This is a genomic window from Pseudomonas nunensis, from assembly GCF_024296925.1.
GTDB lineage: Bacteria > Pseudomonadota > Gammaproteobacteria > Pseudomonadales > Pseudomonadaceae > Aquipseudomonas > Aquipseudomonas nunensis.
In genome coordinates this window covers 1,710,216-1,728,298 of record NZ_CP101125.1, presented here as the reverse complement: position 1 = coordinate 1,728,298, position 18,083 = coordinate 1,710,216, and the positions used below count along the sequence as shown (strand labels likewise).

General features: G+C 52.2%; 16 protein-coding genes. 11 read left to right on the top strand and 5 right to left on the bottom strand.

Going from position 1 to position 18,083, the window contains the following annotated elements; translation table 11 throughout:
• The first annotated feature begins 294 nt into the window (after nucleotides 1–294).
• From NK667_RS07695 to NK667_RS07650, 10 genes are all read left to right on the top strand, one after another.
• Nucleotides 295–810 carry an Hcp family type VI secretion system effector gene (locus tag NK667_RS07695; RefSeq protein WP_054051032.1) on the top strand — a complete coding sequence of 172 codons (516 nt, stop codon included), beginning with the start codon at nucleotides 295–297 and terminating at the stop codon, nucleotides 808–810.
• 131 nt (nucleotides 811–941) lie between these two features.
• Entirely contained in the window at nucleotides 942–2,984 is a 2,043-nt protein-coding gene (locus NK667_RS07690) for a type VI secretion system Vgr family protein (protein WP_054614254.1), read from the top strand.
• Entirely contained in the window at nucleotides 2,977–3,876 is a 900-nt protein-coding gene (locus NK667_RS07685; protein ID WP_054614253.1) for a DUF4123 domain-containing protein, read from the top strand. The genes NK667_RS07690 and NK667_RS07685 overlap by 8 nt, the downstream gene beginning before the upstream one ends.
• Nucleotides 3,873–7,193 (top strand): toxin VasX, encoded by a 3,321-nt coding sequence (locus NK667_RS07680; RefSeq protein WP_054614252.1) that lies wholly within the window; start codon nucleotides 3,873–3,875, stop codon nucleotides 7,191–7,193. The genes NK667_RS07685 and NK667_RS07680 overlap by 4 nt, the downstream gene beginning before the upstream one ends.
• A gap of 31 nt (nucleotides 7,194–7,224) precedes the next feature.
• The gene (locus tag NK667_RS07675) at nucleotides 7,225–8,319 is read left to right on the top strand and encodes a hypothetical protein (protein WP_330220012.1); all 1,095 of its coding nucleotides are present in this window, start codon (nucleotides 7,225–7,227) and stop codon (nucleotides 8,317–8,319) included.
• Nucleotides 8,320–8,463: 144 nt separating this feature from the next.
• Nucleotides 8,464–9,516 carry a DUF6708 domain-containing protein gene (locus NK667_RS07670; protein ID WP_236708565.1) on the top strand — a complete coding sequence of 351 codons (1,053 nt, stop codon included), beginning with the start codon at nucleotides 8,464–8,466 and terminating at the stop codon, nucleotides 9,514–9,516.
• 12 nt (nucleotides 9,517–9,528) lie between these two features.
• Nucleotides 9,529–10,578, top strand: coding sequence for a DUF6708 domain-containing protein (locus NK667_RS07665; RefSeq protein ID WP_236708564.1), 1,050 nt, complete (start codon nucleotides 9,529–9,531; stop codon nucleotides 10,576–10,578).
• A 12-nt stretch (nucleotides 10,579–10,590) separates the two neighbouring features.
• A complete protein-coding gene (locus NK667_RS07660) occupies nucleotides 10,591–11,640 on the top strand; it encodes a hypothetical protein (protein ID WP_236708563.1) in 1,050 nt (349 codons plus the stop codon).
• A gap of 716 nt (nucleotides 11,641–12,356) precedes the next feature.
• Entirely contained in the window at nucleotides 12,357–12,986 is a 630-nt protein-coding gene (locus tag NK667_RS07655; RefSeq protein ID WP_054614249.1) for a hypothetical protein, read from the top strand.
• A gap of 81 nt (nucleotides 12,987–13,067) precedes the next feature.
• Complete coding sequence (locus NK667_RS07650; RefSeq protein ID WP_152980890.1) at nucleotides 13,068–14,945, top strand: hypothetical protein; 1,878 nt, start codon at nucleotides 13,068–13,070, stop codon at nucleotides 14,943–14,945.
• Between the two features lie 75 nt (nucleotides 14,946–15,020).
• Here NK667_RS07650 and NK667_RS07645 read toward each other — a convergent pair whose 3' ends face one another.
• Nucleotides 15,021–15,434 (bottom strand): hypothetical protein, encoded by a 414-nt coding sequence (locus NK667_RS07645; RefSeq protein WP_152980888.1) that lies wholly within the window; start codon nucleotides 15,432–15,434, stop codon nucleotides 15,021–15,023.
• A 115-nt stretch (nucleotides 15,435–15,549) separates the two neighbouring features.
• On the opposite strand from NK667_RS07645, the gene NK667_RS07640 reads away from it, so the two are divergent.
• Nucleotides 15,550–15,732: a hypothetical protein gene (locus NK667_RS07640; RefSeq protein ID WP_054614246.1), complete on the top strand. Its 183-nt coding sequence runs from the start codon at nucleotides 15,550–15,552 to the stop codon at nucleotides 15,730–15,732.
• Nucleotides 15,733–15,784: 52 nt separating this feature from the next.
• On the opposite strand, the gene NK667_RS07635 is transcribed toward NK667_RS07640, so the two are convergent.
• The 4 genes from NK667_RS07635 to NK667_RS07620 form a co-directional block, all read right to left on the bottom strand.
• Nucleotides 15,785–16,612 (bottom strand): VanW family protein, encoded by an 828-nt coding sequence (locus NK667_RS07635; RefSeq protein WP_054614245.1) that lies wholly within the window; start codon nucleotides 16,610–16,612, stop codon nucleotides 15,785–15,787.
• 331 nt (nucleotides 16,613–16,943) lie between these two features.
• On the bottom strand, nucleotides 16,944–17,528 hold the full coding sequence (locus NK667_RS07630; RefSeq protein ID WP_054051020.1) for a hypothetical protein: 585 nt from the start codon (nucleotides 17,526–17,528) through the stop codon (nucleotides 16,944–16,946).
• An 86-nt stretch (nucleotides 17,529–17,614) separates the two neighbouring features.
• Nucleotides 17,615–17,782 carry a hypothetical protein gene (locus NK667_RS07625; protein WP_166655970.1) on the bottom strand — a complete coding sequence of 56 codons (168 nt, stop codon included), beginning with the start codon at nucleotides 17,780–17,782 and terminating at the stop codon, nucleotides 17,615–17,617.
• Between the two features lie 11 nt (nucleotides 17,783–17,793).
• On the bottom strand, nucleotides 17,794–18,036 hold the full coding sequence (locus NK667_RS07620; protein WP_054051018.1) for a hypothetical protein: 243 nt from the start codon (nucleotides 18,034–18,036) through the stop codon (nucleotides 17,794–17,796).
• Nucleotides 18,037–18,083 lie beyond the last annotated feature (47 nt).

Sequence of the window (18,083 nt, the reverse complement as noted above, 5' to 3'; positions counted from 1 at the left end):
GATGCGCAAGAAGTTGCGCACTTGTTTCGCAAAAAACCGTTCCAATATCGCTAAGCGCCAGACCTGCCGGGGGCTGTAGCCGAGTGCGCAAGAAGTTGCGCAGTACTGCGCAACTTCTTGCGCACTTTGTCAGGGGATTTCACTCAATGTTCATCCAAGTGCTTGAAAAACCTCCGTCATCCCCCCGGTTTACCTGGCCCTCACCTTTTCTGGCACGGACCTTGATAACAGTCATGCACCCACCGGGCGATACCGCCTCCCGGGCACCCTAAATTTTCAGCAAGGAGCACATCCATGGCTACTCCAGCGTACATGTCCGTAACTGGCGAGAAACAAGGTCTGATCACTGCCGGCGCATTCACCGCCGACTCGGTTGGCAACACTTATCAAGAAGGTCACGAAGACCAAGTCATGGTTCAGGCTTTCAGCCACGACGTGATCATCCCGCGTGACCCACAGTCCGGCCAACCGACCGGTCAGCGCGTTCACAAGCCAGTTGTGATCACCAAGGTCTACGACAAGGCTTCGCCACTGCTGCAAGCAGCTCTGACCTCCGGCGAGCGCATGAGCGAAATCGTTATCCAGTGGTACCGCACTTCGGCCCAAGGGACCCAAGAGCACTACTACACCACCAAACTGGAAGACGCGATCATCGTCGCCATCAACAACAAAATGCACAACTGCCAGGACCCGTCGAACTCCCACTTCACCCACCTGGAAGAAGTGCAGTTCACCTACCGTAAAATCACCTGGACCCACGAAGTATCCGGTACTTCGGGTTCCGATGACTGGCGTCAACCAGTCGCTTAATCGCGGCTGACCGCTTCACGCATCGGCCAGCTCTGCTGGTCGATGTTGTTTACGCCTTTCCAGAATTTCGCGTCTGCTGATCCTTTGATCGGGTATTGGTTTACGCCGCAGCACTGCACGAGGAACAAGGGATGTTCGCGCCGGCCAATCAGACTCACTTTGCCCTGACCATCGAAGGTCTGGATAACGACCTCCAGGTGCTTGCCCTGCAAGGTCGGGAAGCCATCAGCCAGCCTTTTGTGTTTGAGGTAGAGCTGGTCAGCGAGAAGCCGTCTCTGGACCTCGAAACCCTGCTGCACAAACCGGCCTTCCTGCAGCTCTCGCCTGACGGCAGCGGCATCCACGGCCAGATCTATCGCGCCGCCCAGGGTGATTCCGGCAAACGCCTGACCCGCTACGCGGTGACCCTGCGCCCGCAACTGTCCTATCTCGCACACCGCATCAACCAGCGCATCTTCCAGAACCTTACAGTGCCGAAAATCGTCGGTATGGTCCTCGAAGAGCACGGTATCCAAGGCAACGCCTACGAATTCAAAGTCGGGGCGATTTATCCCGAGCGCATCTACTGCGTTCAATACGATGAATCGGACCTGCAGTTCATCCAGCGCCTGTGCGAGGAAGAAGGTATTCACTACCACTTCCAGCACAGCGCCACGGCTCACAAACTGGTGTTCGGCGATGACCAGACGGTGTTCCCGAAACTCACGCCCGTGGCCTACCAGCAAGACTCCGGCATGGTCGCCACCGACCCGGTGATCAAGCGCTTCGACCTGCGCCTGGAAACCCGCACCAGCCGCACCACCCGCCGCGACTACGACTTCGAAAAACCGCGCATGACGCTGGAAAGCGAAAACCGTGGCGACGCCCTCCCCGACCTCGAAGATTACGACTACCCAGGTCGCTTCATCGACCGAGAGCGCGGCAAGCACCTGGCCAAACGCGCCCTCGAACGCCACCGCAGCGACTTCCAGCTCGCCGAAGGCCGCAGCGATCAGCCGATCCTCGTCAGCGGCCACTTCCTGGCCCTGACCCAACACCCGAAAGCCAAGTGGAACGACCTGTGGCTACTGACTGAAGTCCTCCACGAAGGCAAACAGCCGCAAGTGCTGGAAGAGTCGGTCACCAGCAACACCACAGCGTTGAAGGACGACTTCCATCAAGGCTATCGCAACCGATTCCAGGCGACGCCGTGGGACGTACCGAACCGCCCACCGCTGAACCACCCCAAGCCGCGAATCCTCGGCAGCCAAAGCACCGTGGTCACCGGGCCAAAAGGTGAAGAAATCCACTGCGACCAATACGGCCGCGTCAAAGTGCAATTCCACTGGGACCGCGAAGGCCAGGCCGACGACAAAACCAGCTGCTGGCTACGCGTCTCCTCGGCCTGGGCCGGCGCACACTACGGCGGCATCGCCATCCCGCGCATCGGCATGGAAGTGCTGGTGACATTCCTTGAAGGCGACCCCGACCAACCGCTGATCAGCGGCTGCCTGTACCACAAGGAAAACGTCGTCCCCTACGACCTGCCGGCGAACAAAACCCGCAGCACTTTCAAGACCCTGAGCTCCCCCGGTGGCGGCGGATACAACGAACTGCGCATCGAGGATAAGAAGGGTCAGGAACAAATCTTCCTGCACGCCCAGCGGGATTGGGATGAAAACGTCGAGCACGACCAGAAGATTCGGGTCGGGAATGAACGGCACGATACTGTTGAGCAAAACAGCTACACAGAGTTCAAGGCAGAGGAACATCACACGGTTTATGCGGACCGGAAGGTTGAGACGCAGGCGAATGATCATTTGACTGTGGGGGTTAACCAGCACATCAAGATTGGTACTGGGCAGTTTATTGAGGCGGGACAGGAAATCCACTTGAGCAGCGGCCTGAAAGTAGTGCTGGAGGCGGGCAGTGAATTGACCCTGATTGGCGGGGGTAGCTTCGTCAAGATCGATGCCGGCGGCGTGACCTTGAGTGGGCCAGTGATCAACATGAACTCCGGCGGCAGCCCGGGGAATGGCACAGGCGCAGCACCTTTGCTGCCAGGGCCATTGAAGCAGGCGGATTCGGACAAGGCTGGGGAATTGTTGGTGCCGGCGCAAAGGCAGGCGTTGATGCAGAAGAAGCCGATTTGCGCGATCTGTGAGAAAGCCAAACTGGAGGCACAAAATGCTTAAACCTGAGTGGTCGCTAGAGAATGGCTTACCCCAGGGTCTCCCATGGAATGGCACAGTAGGTTTGCTGCTGGATGGTGTCAGCGTCGAGAAACTTCCACAGCATCTGTACCAATGGTCTGATAACCCGGTATTCGAGCCGCTCTACCTCGGTACGCGCTGGGCCGAGTTGGGTGATATTTCGCCATGCCTCGTCCAGATAAAAACACAGAACAATCCGATCCTGATGCAGTTCCTGAACGCGTCCCGTCAAGAATGGGGCCATCTCGTATTCAGCGAGCAGCCATGGGAACACATGGTCGCCCACTTCCGTTGGCTCACCAGCGTGCTCCACCCGCAGGGCGAAGAAGTTCTATTGCGCATAGCCGACCCCGCCGTGATTCATGCATTGCTCACCCACGCGGATAGCATCAAGGACCCGACTCTGTTCGGGCCTTGTGTACAGATCGTCACCGCCGATGCGGCACTGGGCTGCTGGCATGTAGACCGGCGCCCCGCCAAAGTCCCCGAACCGAATCACAAAAAACTCTACCGCTTGAGCGACGAGCAACTGAGCCAACTGGATGAAGTGAATTTCCGCAACATAGTTCTTCGACTCGACGAACACATGCACGAATACTTCCCGTCCTATCTAGCGCAATCGACGCCCCTGCAACGCTGGGAACACCTGCACGCATTGGCATCGACCTCGTACGATCGAGGCTTCAATACCGAACTCGACATCACCCTCTACGCCAACATTCACGGGTTCCTCGGTGAAAGAGCGCTGGAAGAACATCCAGACCTCGATGCAATACTCAAAACTCCATCGGAACAAACGCCCGCTCAGCGACTCGAACGGGTCGCTGATATTGCCCAGGAAAGAGTGGAAACCCTCAGTAGGAGCCAAGGATGACCATGCCAGCATCGGCCAGCAAAAGTCCGAACAACGTCGCAAAAAGCCGAGACGACAGCAAATGCGCAACGGGCGGTTGCGCTCTGATGAAGGCCAAAATTCAGCTCGTTCCTCTACGCTACGGTTTGGTCGAGCGACTCGATCCTTCCAGCGCACTGGCGATGCCGTACAAAACTAGCTCACGTCCACTTGGCATTCGCCTAATCCGTGATGGCTGGCTCTACGTCATCGTCGACCAGAAGCCTCAAGCAGTGATGCACGAATACCGTATTCAGAATGGCATCGTGACCCAATTGCTGTGGGAGAAAGGCGAAATTACCGCCAACAAACGTGAGAGCAACGTGGGTGAAGCCGTGTTGGTGTTCCCGCGATTGAGCAAGCTCTACGTCAACTATTCCGAAGTGCAATGGACCGCCGCTAAATGTGCTCAGGTCATCAAGCATAAGTCTGAGCGTGACTACTTCATGCAGTCTGTCGACCTGACCAAGGCGGACCCCGAAAAAGGTGCCGCTAATCTGCTGACCCCGAGCCAAGCGGAAAAATGGATTGCGGAAGTTGCCGAACAACCGAGTAAAGATCCAGCAGTCACGGGTGCCAAGCCTGAGGAAAGTCAAGATTACCTCTGGGAGCAGGCATCGCAGTTCAAAAAAATTCAGTTAGGCACACTAAAAAAGCAGGTCAAAACAGACAACGAACGTGACCATCTCTATTTGGTCATACAGGATGATTTAGGCGTGCTGCGCGATCTTGCAGAACATCAAGATCTGGTCACGGGTTGGATAAGTGACTGGAGTGATGCTGAGGCCAATCAGAAAAAGTACGTATTTGGTTGCTATATCGAATCGTTGTATACGGTCACTGGCGATACGATTCTTAATGCGGCCCAAGGCGATCCGCGATTTACTCAGCTCAAAGATGAGACCACCGAAGATCAGCGGCAAACTATCGTCGACTACGTTAATGTAAAAAATCAAACTCAGTACTCAGGGGCAGGTACACATCGCGGTGCAATCGCAGCAGCGAAATCGCGAATGCGGACAAGCCTAATGTCGCTTTATTCAAAATATGAAACACTCATCGAAACCATAGATGACAATACAGATGATGCTCTCGATGGGGCAAAGATGGGCCAGCAAGGCATCAGCGATCTGATTGACCGTCCGGCTATGGAAGCATTCCTCAAACAACAAAAAACCCAATTAAGTCGCTGGAACAAACGCCTGGATTTGATCAGCAAGGATCGAGCCAATCTAGTGAGTGAGGAGCGCTTCCACCGTTCGGCGTGGTATTTCGATCCAAAAATAGAAGACCAACTCAATACAACCCTGGCTACCGAATACGCATGCATAAGAGATATTTGCCGGACCGATTTAGCCACGGAAAAACTCGCAGATCTAATTGAGAAACAGCCCGGATTTAATGTACCTACATTTTTCACATTGAGTCTAGCCGACCAGAAAGACATGCACGCTAAGATTGCATCATTCGTCAAATCATTGCGCGATTCCGCTATGGCCCAAAAGGATTATGTAGGGACACAAGAGCTAAGCGGAAAATTTGGTAACCTGTTGACTCAAAATTTGGCTGCTGCTATGCAGCTTAAGGACGACAGTATTGTTCTCGGGCAGTTACGTGATACAGCATACGAACCTGCGAAACAATTACGCCTGGCGGGAGCTCTCGATAATGCACTACAGGCCTTGCGTAGTGGTCAGCCGTTAGATCCGGCGAAAGTATTGCGGGAAATCCCTGGCTCAGCGTGGATAAATGTATTGAGGGCATTCAACAAGAAAGGAATTACGCTGGAGTTTTCATCTGCCAGCCAAATCGAAAAGTTTAAGGCTGATATTGTTAGTTTGACGGATCTGCGCAAGCAAATGTCCTCGCTCAAAAATCAAATAAAGCAAACCATCTCCAAAGAACGTAAAGGCCTCGCCGCCAAAGGTGGTTACAAAGCTCTGGTTACTCGCAGAAAATCCATACAACAAACTATTGCGCCTCTCGAAGGGCGTGTAGCTCAGGCCATGAGCCCTATTGGGGACGGTCCCAGCAAAGCCGCCTTCAAAATTAAAGGGCTTAATAACGCCCAACTGATCGAATTTGAAAGAATGGCCGAGGACTATCGGCTCAAGCGACCGTACAAAGGTTTGTCCGGGGACGTGTTCAAATCGGTAGGAGGGGATTTGTTTGCCTCTGCGGCTTTTATCATGCAGACGGTGAACTTTTATCAAGTTTATGTAGAGTTACGCTCTAAAGCGGAGCGCGATAGCGCAGATAACATTGCATTCTTTAACGCCCTATTCTCTACCATAGGTGGTGGTTTAGCGGCAGCACAAGGTATTGCTATAACAAGCCTCTCAGTAGCTATCAAGAATTACACAAGTGCAGCGGGCAAAATAAAATTAGCTGCCAAGTTAGGAAAAATCACCGGGGCACTGAGCCCATTTGCTTATATATTCAGTGCTGTCGCAGCAGGAACAAGCATTTACGGCGAAAAAGGTTCAGCAGCCAAATGGACAGAAGCGCTACGCTCAGGTAATGGAGCCAAGATGGCTGGAGCCAGCATGACATTAGCAGGCGACTCGGGACAGCTTGCGCTTAATGGATGGGCTTTTGCACAAAGTGGCAAATCTATTTATGAAGCGTTTACCACCGTCAACGAAGCCCGTGCATTAGTCTGGGTTAAAGCGGGTAGCCAGTTGCTGAGTGTCGCCGCCAAAGCGAATTTGATTGGCCTCGTGCTCACCGGCCTGCAATTAGGCGGGGAATTCTTGTATAACCGTAACAACAAGACCGAACTTGATACATGGCTGCAAAAAGGCCCTTGGGGCAAGCAGAGTGCTAACCGCAGTATGGCCGAGGAACGTCTGTTGCTTGCAGATATCACTGCCGCACCTCAGGTAGCCTTGCAGTCGATAAACAACCAACCCATGGCCGTCCTCCGAGTACCTGGAATAACAGCTCGTGAACTAAATGATGTAGAGTTTGGCGTGAGCGCTTACTGGTTGACAAACCATCAACGTAATGACTGGGAAGCATGGAGCGAACCACTGCTTTATCAGCTCAATCTTCTTAGCGCTCCGGATGAGCCACTTAAACTGGGTATGGATATATTCCAACACGAGGCTAACGCGCAGCATGGTTTGGCTATCGTCGTACGCTATCACCCCGTTGCAGGCGATATGACTTTTCGAGAAAAACGTTTCGAAACGACAACGTTGAACCCACAGAATGGCAAGCTGCTTCCAGCGGTTTCTGTTTTAAAATCGCGTAACACCGATGCCCCATGGCTGCTGATTAACAGCGACTTCCTGTAGCAGCCTAGCTCACCACTTAGGGTTAAACTTCATGCAATCCAAATCAACACAAAACGATGAATTTAATCTAAAACACCAGCGCCCTACCGCTGGTGAATCTCGACGTTTTCACACTGGTGAGGCAGTTTTCTTTTCGCCGTTGCCTGTTCCTACCGGCCAAACCCCCATGGATTTGGGGGGAAGTTTTCTGGATATCAATGAAACGTATCTCGATGTAGGTAGCAGCAATTTCAACAAGGCTTTTCAAACCAGAGTTATGATCGCCAGTGGTATGCTTATACTAATTGTAAGTTTGTTGGTGGGCCCCTTTATTGCCGGACTGATGAGTTTCGGTGATCCCTACGGCAGAACATTTTCACAAATTTTCATGGAGTTTTTTTTTCCTGGTGCAGCCATCGGCGCTTGGGCGGCGGCAGGAACAGGCCTATTAGGGCTCTATGTTGTTATCAGTACCACGCGCGCTAAAACACGCTCTCGCCCCATCCGCTTCCATCGGCAACGCCGCGAGGTCTGCTTTTTTGCAGATGGATCTGATGAGCCCGTAATCCAACCTTGGGAAGAACTGGTATCCTGGCTCTCTATCAGCACTGGCGTAACTGGGGTAGGAATAATTAGCACTTACACCTTTGGCATGGCATTCGACAACCAAAAAGCCGATACAGTACATATGGTAACCCAGGGAGTACCAACCCCAATTCATGGCTTGGGTAAGTGGGAAGCAATCCGTCTTTACATGGAGAAGGGGCCGTTATATTGCCCAGGCAAAGCACCTTACGAAGGCCGTCATACATTTGATAAAGAGCAAGCAAACATGCTTGAGGAATACAGACACAACGAACGCTCCGTGCTAAGTGTTGTCTTGTGGTATCTATCTCATATAATCACTTGGTGGAGACTTCCTTATTGGGTCGCGGAATGGGACCATCGTTACAGCATGAAATCTCTACCTAATTCTATTACTGAGTGGTCTAAACCTTTATCACCCGAACAATGGGCAAAACCAAGTAGGGAGTTGAAAGATCAGAGTGATAAAATCGAAAAATTCTTTTCTCAAGGGAAAGATTTCATGGAGTATTTCAGCATAAATTTAAACGAGACAAAAACGCAAGAGTCGGAGTCATCGTGAGATGAAGAAGACCTGTTTATATACTTGATGTCAAACCGTATAAAAATCGGGGCAAATTTATTTTCTACACTCGAAAATAAATCTGCCTTTTTTGTATACCCTTTTTTGTTTTTAAGTGGACTAAAATTAAGCCGGATCATTTAGATGCTTAAAGACAAATATGACCGCCTTCCTCATGCTGGAGACTTTGAAAAAGAGTCCGGCACTGAGATTATCTATATATCACCGAAACCGTTACCAACAGGACTTCCTGCTGTCAGCAGCCGACAATTGCATCGCGACGCGAATGACATTTATCTCGACTTTACCCTGACTCGAGGAGCCTTCGCGTTTATGGCAAGGGGAGCCATTGGCTCGGTAATTTGTATGTTGGTCTTCTTTTTCTGGGCTTCTGTTTTTGGCGCGTGGCTACGCACACATCACCAGCCTTTTTTAAGCGGCTTTAATAATCTTTTCATGAGCTCGGTGGTTTGGGGATTTCTCGGATTTCTAACCATTATGTACCTTTGCATATTTTGCTATGTAGTCCGGCAGGTCAGCACTCATCCGCCAATTCGTTTTAATCGTCAGCGTCGGGAAGTTGTATGCGTACCTTATAGAGGCGCGAAACCTCGCTATGTCGCTTGGGAAAGTGTCATCGCATGCGTCTCTGTAGGCAGGCTCATCACCCAATACGCAGTCATGCCCGAGTTTAAGCTGATGATGGGACTGCGCGATGCCGACAATGGGGATGTACTTTGGGTCTCCGTGCCGAGTGGAAATCTCGATGAAGCTGTCTCCGAATGGGAGGCTATCCGCAGCTATATGGAAGAAGGCCCCTCAGCTCTGCCACCACCTCAACCAGAGGAGTTTGAAGAAGGTACGGTCGCTTACTTCCACATGCGTCGTAAGGGGTATCATTCGGATCACTCGTTTTTCCGTTACTTTGCTGGCTTCTTGATGATTCAGTTTCTTAGCGGTTGGACATTGCCATGCTACATTTCCGGCTGGGTCAATAACCGCATCAAGGCGGGCTTCCCCAAAGAAGTTCAAAAATGGTCACAATCTCTTCCCTCTGAACAACATGCTATGCCTAGTGAAGAACTGACCAGGGAAAGCACCGAAATACGGAAGGCCTTTGCCAAAGGCCAAAACCTGCTGGATTACTTCAAGGTGAAGTTTGCCGAACCGACTCAAAAGTCTGAATCCTTCACTTGACGAGTAATACCCTTGAAAAATAGATACAACCGACTGCCCCGCGCAGGTGATATCGAGAGAGAATCAGGCACTGAGACAATCTATTTATCACCAAAGCCAGTACCAACTGGAGTGCGACCTTTCAGTGCACGTCAGCTGCACCGCTATGCGGATGAAACATTTTTAGACTTCTCTATCGGGCAAGGAAACTTTGAATTTCTTGCCCGAATAGGAATTGGATCAATAACGTTTATTATTGCTTTGTTATTCTTTTTTTCTGGATTTGCCTCCTATCTAAGACGTAACGCTGAGCCTTTCCTAAGTGGATGGTCAAATTTTTTCTTCAACCCAGTGATCTGGTTAATAATTGCCGCCATCGCAACGACATACCTTTATTATTTTACGCAAGCTGCCCGACAGGTTTCCATACATCCTCCCATTCGTTTCAACAGGCAACGCCGAGAAGTCGTATTTATACCAAAAAAAGGTGATACCCCCCTTTATGCGCGATGGGAAGATGTTATTGCCTGCGTGTCAGCTGGAACTCTTATTACCCAATATGCAGCGACGCCAGAACACAAACTGATGATTGGCTTACGTGATGCTAACTCTGGCAACGTATTATGGTCTTTTATACCGAGCGGAAATTTAAGTCTTGCCATTTCTGAGTGGGAGGCAATTCGCGCCTATATGGAGGATGGCATATCTGCCCTTCCAACCGATGAATCGGACGAACTTGAAGAAGGCACAGTGGAGTTCTTTCATCTGTGCCGCCGGAGCTATCGCGCAGATTATTCCTTTGTACGTTACGTTTGGGGATTTTTAACAATACAATTTTTTAGCGGCTGGACATTGCCCTGCTACATCTCCGGCTGGGTCAATAAACGCACCAAGGCGGGCTTCCCCAAAGAAGTTCAAAAATGGTCACAACCTCTTCCCACTGAACAACATGCTATGCCTAGTGAAGAACTGCTCCGGGAAAGCACCGAAATACGGGAGGCTTTTGCCAAAGGCCAAAACCTGCTGGATTACTTCAAGGTGAAGTTTGCCGAAACGACTCAAAAGTCTGAATCCGCCACTTGACGAGTAATACCCTTGGAAAATAGATACGACCGACTGCCCCGCGCAGGTGATATCGAGAGAGAATCAGGCACTGAGACAATCTATTTATCACCAAAGCCAGTACCAACTGGAGTGCAACCTTTCAGTGCTCGCCAGTTGCACCGCTACGCCAATGACGTGATCTTAGACTTTGCCATATCTCGAGGAAGCTTTGAGTTTATGGCGCGAGCAGGAATCGGGGCGGTAATGTTCCTACTGATTTTTCTATTTTTCACAACGGGTTTCGGATCATGGATAAGACGAGATATAGAACCATTTTGGAGCAGTTGGCTTGATTTCTTTACAAGCATTGCCGTCTGGGGGTTTGTGGGGGCGCTTGCCGCTCTCTACCTATGCGTTTTTTTCTTTGCAATTCGCCAGGTAAGCAGTCAACCTCCTATACGCTTCAATCGGCAGCGTCGCGAAGTAGTCTTTGTTCCAAAAAAATGTGATACCCCCCTTTATGCGAAATGGGAAGATGTTATTGCCTGCGTGTCAGTTGGAACGCTTATTACCCAATATGCGGCGACACCAGAATACAAGCTGATGATTGGCTTACGTGATGCTAACTCTGGAAACTTATTATGGTCTGTTATACCTAGCGGAAATTTAAGTCTTGCCATTTGTGAGTGGGAGGCAATTCGCGCCTATATGGAGGATGGCATATCTGCCCTTCCAACCGATGAATCGGACGAACTTGAAGAAGGCACAGTGGAGTTCTTTCATCTGTGCCGCCGGAGCTATCGCGCAGATCACTCCTTTGTACGTTACGTTTGGGGATTTTTAACAATACAGTTTCTTAGCGGTTGGACATTGCCATGCTTCATTTCCGGCTGGGTCAATAACCGCACCAAGGCGGGCTTCCCCAAAGAAGTTCAAAAATGGTCACAATCTCTTCCCACTGAACAACATGCTATGCCTAGTGAAGAACTGCTCAGGGAAAGCACCGAAATACGGAAAGCCTTTGCCAAAGGCCAAAACATGCTGGACTACTTCAAGGTGAAGTTTGCCAAACCGACTCAAGAATCCGACTCTGCGAACTGACGAGTAGTGCCTTTGGAAAATAGAAAAAACGGGACAAATATTTTCTTTCCGTCGCTTGCCACCAGATTAGCTGCAACCGGATGCCGCACTCTCCTTTTGACCGCCGAGCTCTCCGCATGACCGTACCAATGGATGCCCCATACACTGCCAGTGCTTATCGCAGCGACAGTCATGAACCTTTGCCACCGCCGAAATGGGCGGAAGATACCAATCGTTCAGGGAACTTTGACACCCATCTCGCCTTTGGTCACTACGGCAACTTGGAACCAGCGATGGAGGTTACCACCCAGCTTCAAGGTGAAGAGCAGTCGGTTTATCAACGACAGCAAGAGCTAGGGAAAAAGGAAGACGTGTATTGCGATGCCAGACGCTGGCGCTTTCAAAACTCAAGCAAAATCCCGCACTTACTTTTCATTCTAAAATTGATTAGCTTTCCTTTTGGCTGGATCGCGTGGGCAGGGATTTTGGCATCGTTTATTCCAGACCATGACGCAGCTAAATACTCACAAGACTTATCATTACTATTCTTTCTTGTGATTTCCGCCGCCCTGATAGTTGGCTCACTAACGCTTTACATGACGGGAAGAAAAATGGTCCATCACATGCATATCGTAGGTTTTTTCATTTGCGCAGGTATCGTGTATTGGCAGAAAAGTTCTCTTTGGGGGAATGATGGAATACAAATCTCCCTATGGATCGGTGCCTTCCTCTACTTCATGGGAGCCATAGGTTTCGACGCCCTACTCTGGCTCCACAGCAAAATCACCACCCACGACGGCAGCGAATTCAACCGCATAGACGGCATGCTTCGCTTCAAACGCCGTTTCCGTCGTCTCTTCGTTGCGCCTTTTGAAGAGTTCGACCCCGTGCTGCAATTGCTGCCCAGTGGTTATGGTTCCCATGACTATGCTCTGTGGCTGCACCACCGCTATACCGACAACAAGATTTGTCTGGCCACCAAGGTTCACGCCTTGGGCCTCGACCAAGTGAATGCACTGGCCTTCTGGGATTGCCTGCAACGTTATATGGATGTCACGCAACCGTTGCCGGATCTGCCAGTACTGGAACAAAGTCGTCACCTCGACCCGGTCACCGTCGCCTACGACGTCAAAGCGGGCCGTAACCCACGACGCTGGCGCGACCAGTCGGAAAAGGGTTGGTTGGCTACAGGTCTGAAGCAGCTGACGCAACAGTTGGAGCAATACCCTTGGCAAAAACAGCCCTGCATTATCAAGGCTCGCATTGATCCTTCTCTGAGCATCGAAGCTTACTACCGTGCTCAAGAAGCCAAAGGCATTCAGGCGACGCCGAAGGCTGATGACTTTGATGATATTCATCGCGGTTAAGCGTAAAGCAGACAGATTTACTTTCTTTAGACGGGCTACACAGCGCACCCCGGAAGATTTTCCTGCAAGGAGCAGTAAGCATTGAAACCCACAACCATGAAAAACCCGATACGACGCCGAAACTGCGCCCTCTTTGCCGCCATCCTGCTATCGACCTGCCCCACCGTCTGGTCGGCGCCTGCGGATCAGGCAAAAACTCGGGCACCCAGTTCCGCGCAACTGATGCACGAGGCACAACGCCTGAGCGGCGAAAATTCACTGGCAGAGGCCACGGTCGCCGCCCGGGCGGCCATGGAGGCGGGGCGCAAGGGCGGCGCCATGGATTTCACGGACCTCGAGGCGGGCGTGTTGCTCGTCAATTTGCTGCATCAGCAGAAAAGATACGAAGAGGCCCGGAAAGCCGCCGAAGAGCAGATAGCGCATTGGGAGCGGCAAGCAGCCTCTGTCGGGTCGACTAACAGGCGCGACCCGCGCATCACGAACATGCTGGGCCTGGCCATCGAGGCAAGCATGATGGCGGGTGAAAGAGCCGAGGTCGTACGCCTGGAGGAAAAGCTTTTTGCGGCCGTCAGTCCCTATCCCGGTCTGTGGCGCTTGTCGCCGGACGAGCCGCGGTTGCGTTACGAATTGGCTGACTTCTCGATGCCACTTCTGCTGGGGCAGTGGAAGCTGGCGAAGTTTGAACCCGCAGAAAAACGCGATGCCACCACCCTCCTCCTCTATACGCAGGAGTTGGCAAATGGACGCCTGAGCGCCGAGATTTCGCTGGCTTATGACGAAGCTCAACGTAAATACACGGCATCGCAACGCCAGGATTGGCTCAAACCCTATCAGGAACAGCGTGAAGTCCGGGCGGTTGCATCTGCGATGCCTGACCTCCCCTTCGCCGACCTGGCTTCCGTCAAACTGGGGAGGCAAGAGGAGTGTGACGGCGAACAATGCACCAATATTCGTTGGACGGCGCTACGCGGCGACTGGCGCATGGACATCGATGTGGTGTTCAAATCGCGGGACAAGGCCCAGGCCGTTGAGCAGATGCAAAAGTTGTTCGCTGCGCTGAAATGGCAAAGCGCACCACCGCTGTTCCGCGAACGCACTATGGCCGAGCAGACCCAAGACATGGATTCAACCTGGGAGCTTCCGGGCGGCGAGTCCAAGGCTGCGGAACTGGCGAAACAGGCGTTGCCCGACGCCATTTTCCCGGAGGAAGTGGCGCGCGTGCAGACACTTATCGGCGTGTCGCAGTACCGTCAAGGCGCGCTGGATGCCGCGCGCCGCTCATTGGGTTTGGCCGTGTCTGCCTGGGAGTACGGTTTTACCAATCAACTTCTCTATAGCACTGCGCTGGATTACGCCGCTGATATCGCCTACCGCCAAGGCAGAACTCAGGAGGCCGTCGCCTTGAACCGGACGCTCATCGAATGGCAGAAAAGCGACGCTACGCTCGGCTGGATAGTGCCGAATGATGAAAATTCCCTGGTTAACAGCTCGATAGGCATACATCTACCCTTGCGCGTGGGCGACTATCGCCTGAGATTGGGTACGGAATATCGTTTCTATTACGAAAATCTGCAAACAGGCGCACAACTTGGCCTTACCGTAGGTTCGGCCCAGACATCGGACGAAAAGCTTGAATCATTACTGCGTTCGTTCATGTCGGAAACGCTGGGACTGCAAGCCGGGGATGTGCGCAGGACGAAGTTTTCGCCCAAGTCGGTCGAGCCCGCAAAGTCGCAAGCAACCGGCCAGAAATGGGAGTTCGATGTTACGAAGCTGCCTGGCGATGAAGGTGCCATATCCGACGACTTCGTTGCTGGCGTCCAGCGCAAAACGCCCATAAAGATGGCGTTCTGGATCGTCGACCGCGAGGGGGAACGGTCGTTGCTAAGGGCGCCAATCATGGGCGGTGAGCAAACCAGGAATGAGGCAAATCAGATCGCACAAGCGCTGTTCTGGTAGCGCCAGACGACAGCTTATTGCAAAAACCTTTTGCTCTTCTTGCCAGCCCGCCTCGGCAGGCCGGCAAGCCAACTATCAAACGGCAGCTGGCGTGCCTTGGGGGTCAAGATTGACCATCAGGGGCTTGGTCGCACTTCTGATCATCGGCCCCAATATCAGGTTACTGCCGATCAGCACCACCACGGCCAACAGCACCAGAGTGTCGGACTTCAGGAAACCGAGAAAAGTACCGCCGAACACACACACCGATAGCAAGCCACTGAGCATCATGGCCAGCATCATGGGTTTGGCGGGGTTGTCGAAACCCAGGAAGCGCTGCTTTTCCACGGCCGATATCACCAGTTCGGCCTTGCAGCCCTTGCAGCCCTTGCACGCAATGGGGTGGTCTTCGCGCAACAGCGTCTGCTGTTTCTTGCCGACGGGAAATTCTTTTTCACAGGCGTTGCAGTGGACTTTCATGCCAATGATATTTGCGCGGGAGGAGCTCATCTTGATCCTTAAGATTGGGGGAAAACATTGCCGCCGGCACCTCACAGGTGCGCGGCGGCGGATTGTTGCATGTTTAATCGGGTGAATTCCTTTCTATCAGGCGCCGTTATCGATTATGCCGTTCGCCGATGTTTTGAAGTTTTACCAGCAGCAAGCAAAAGGCGCCGTGTTACAAGCGAATGATGAAAAGGCACGGATTGACGGCGTTGCTGGCGGTGGCACCTACAAAATCGACATCAGGGACAAAGAGGATGAAGGAACAGCCATCACCTTTTCCGGTTGGAGAAAAGAGGTTTAAGTCCCTCTAAATCCAAAGTACAAAAACGGGCGATCTTATGATCGCCCGTTCTTTATATTTCGACCGGCATTTCAACTAACGCATCATCCACTGCGTACTTCACCACTACCCGATTTTTGTAAAGCCGCTCACTCCGCACCAATTCACTCTCCTGCCCCTTTGTCCTTACATCCCGCCATATCTCATTCTCCCGAAACACTCGCCCACACTCTCGCAAAAACCGATGCTCACGTTGATAGACGTGATACCGAAACTCCCTCGCCTGCTCACACAACAACTCCCCTTCCAACTGCTGCTCACCCACCTTCAATTTCAACTGAAAACAACGATCCGTCGGGTTATACAAAACCAGATCAACATAGTTATAAAAAATCGCTGCCCCGGAGCCGAATGGCAGTACCCGCCCCTCATCAGGAAACGGATCAAAGCTGTGATTTGACCGCTCAACCACCACCAACGGCGAGTGAATAGCCATCCAGTGAATCAGGTTGCTCAGTTGGCAGATCCCGCCACCGACGCCCGTGCGTGCTTCACCGAAGGACAGTTCCATGCCTTCGACATACCCGCGTTTACGCGTCGGTCGACCCACCAGTCGGCAGAAGGAGAAGTACTCGCCAGGGTGAATGACCACACCATTCACAGAGGCCACGGCCAGTTTCAGGTTAATGACTTTGTTGTGTTGCAGTGCAATATCGGAATCGCCGAGTTTGCGGATCAGTTTTGAAGTGTGTTTGAGGTAACGGAACGGCAACCGGGATTCGGTGTTCAACAGCAAGGTGTAACGCTTGCGGGAGAAGCGCCAGGACAGTTGGCGGAACAGTCGTTTTTGCCACACTCGCAGCCAGTAGAGGGCCGGGTGGTAGAGGGAAAGTGGTTTCATCCGTATCAGAACGGCGGCAGCCGTTTTCTTCCTTGAGTTGAAAAATGCCGCGTATCTTAACGTATTCACTTGAAAGAAGGTGTTCGCCCAGTGTAATGGCCTGGCAATCCATGCACCGGTAAAGAGCCCTGACACTGGGCGAACGAAAAGTATTTTAATAGAAGTCGATGAATATGTCCGCATACATGCACATGAAATTTATGCACACAACTTCACTGGATATTTATCGAGATCAAACTTACATACATCAAACTCACCAGCTCGAACATTAAAGCGATTATTCCTATACAAAAATCTGTACAAGAATAATCACTCTAGATAGAGCCAATACTCAGCTTTCGTGTTGAGTTGTCACTTTCAAGATATCGGTGTAAGTCACGACAACACTCTGCCCGACTTTCAGATCCTTCAGTTTTGCTTGAACTTCAGGTTTCACAACGTCGACGGTTTTCGATTGGCCGGCCGGGTTTTCGAAGGTGACCTGGTTTTTCTTGGTGTCGATTTTGGTGATTTTCAGCTGCACTTGCACCTGGCGGAAGGCTTCGCCGCCTGGGTTCGGGTTGTCTTTGGTGGCGCGGATGTCGCCGGTGCGTTCGGTGGAGCCTGGCAGGCCTTTGTCGACATCAGTGTCGAGGTAGGCGGCCACTGAATGTGTCACTTCGACGTTAACTTTATCGCCGACTTTGAGGTTGCCGAGGTCTTTGGCCTTGTCGCTAAGTTGTACATGAACTTGACGACCTTCGGCGCCTTCCAGGACAACCTGGTGTTTGGCGGCGTCAACGGCGAGGACTTTGGTGGTGACTTGATCGGCTTCTACGGCGGCGGACAGTGGAATGTCGGCAGCGATGGCGCTGAGGCTGGCGGCGGACAGGAGGGTGGCGAGGGTGATGGCCTGGGCCAGTGCGTTGAATTTCATAAACAGTACATTCCCTGTGATTGATGGCAGCGCACGGCTCTGGATCAAGGGTCCGCTCCGTGCGTGCCAATGAGCATAGACGCTGTTCAGGGAGTGTTGGCGGTTTCCTGCGCGGTGGATTCGCCGCTGTCGGTGCCTTTGCTGTTTTCCTTGCGTTTGTTGGGATCGGTGGGGCGCAGGGCGTCGTTGTCGCGCTCTGTTTCACCGGGTGGCCGGGGTTCGTCGGGGTGCTCGGATTCGGTGATCGGTTTCATCGCAGTGTTCCTCAGGCTTCGGGATCGTCGACTTCCCGGGCGACATTGACGGCAGGCGAATCCCGGTGGGATTGCTCGGCCTTGGCTTTCAGGGTTTGCCACTGTTCGAGGTCGATGGCGCCCTGCCCCAGCAAGTCATCGGCCACCCGCAGCAGTTCGCTGTAATGGGCATCGGGGGATTGTTGCCAGTAGGCTTTGTCGTCGAACAAACGTTGCCAGGTGGCGAGGTCTGGGGGTTTGAGGTCGTCGCTCATGACGGGCTCCAGTGAACGGGCTTCATAACGTAGGAGGACGCCGTTCC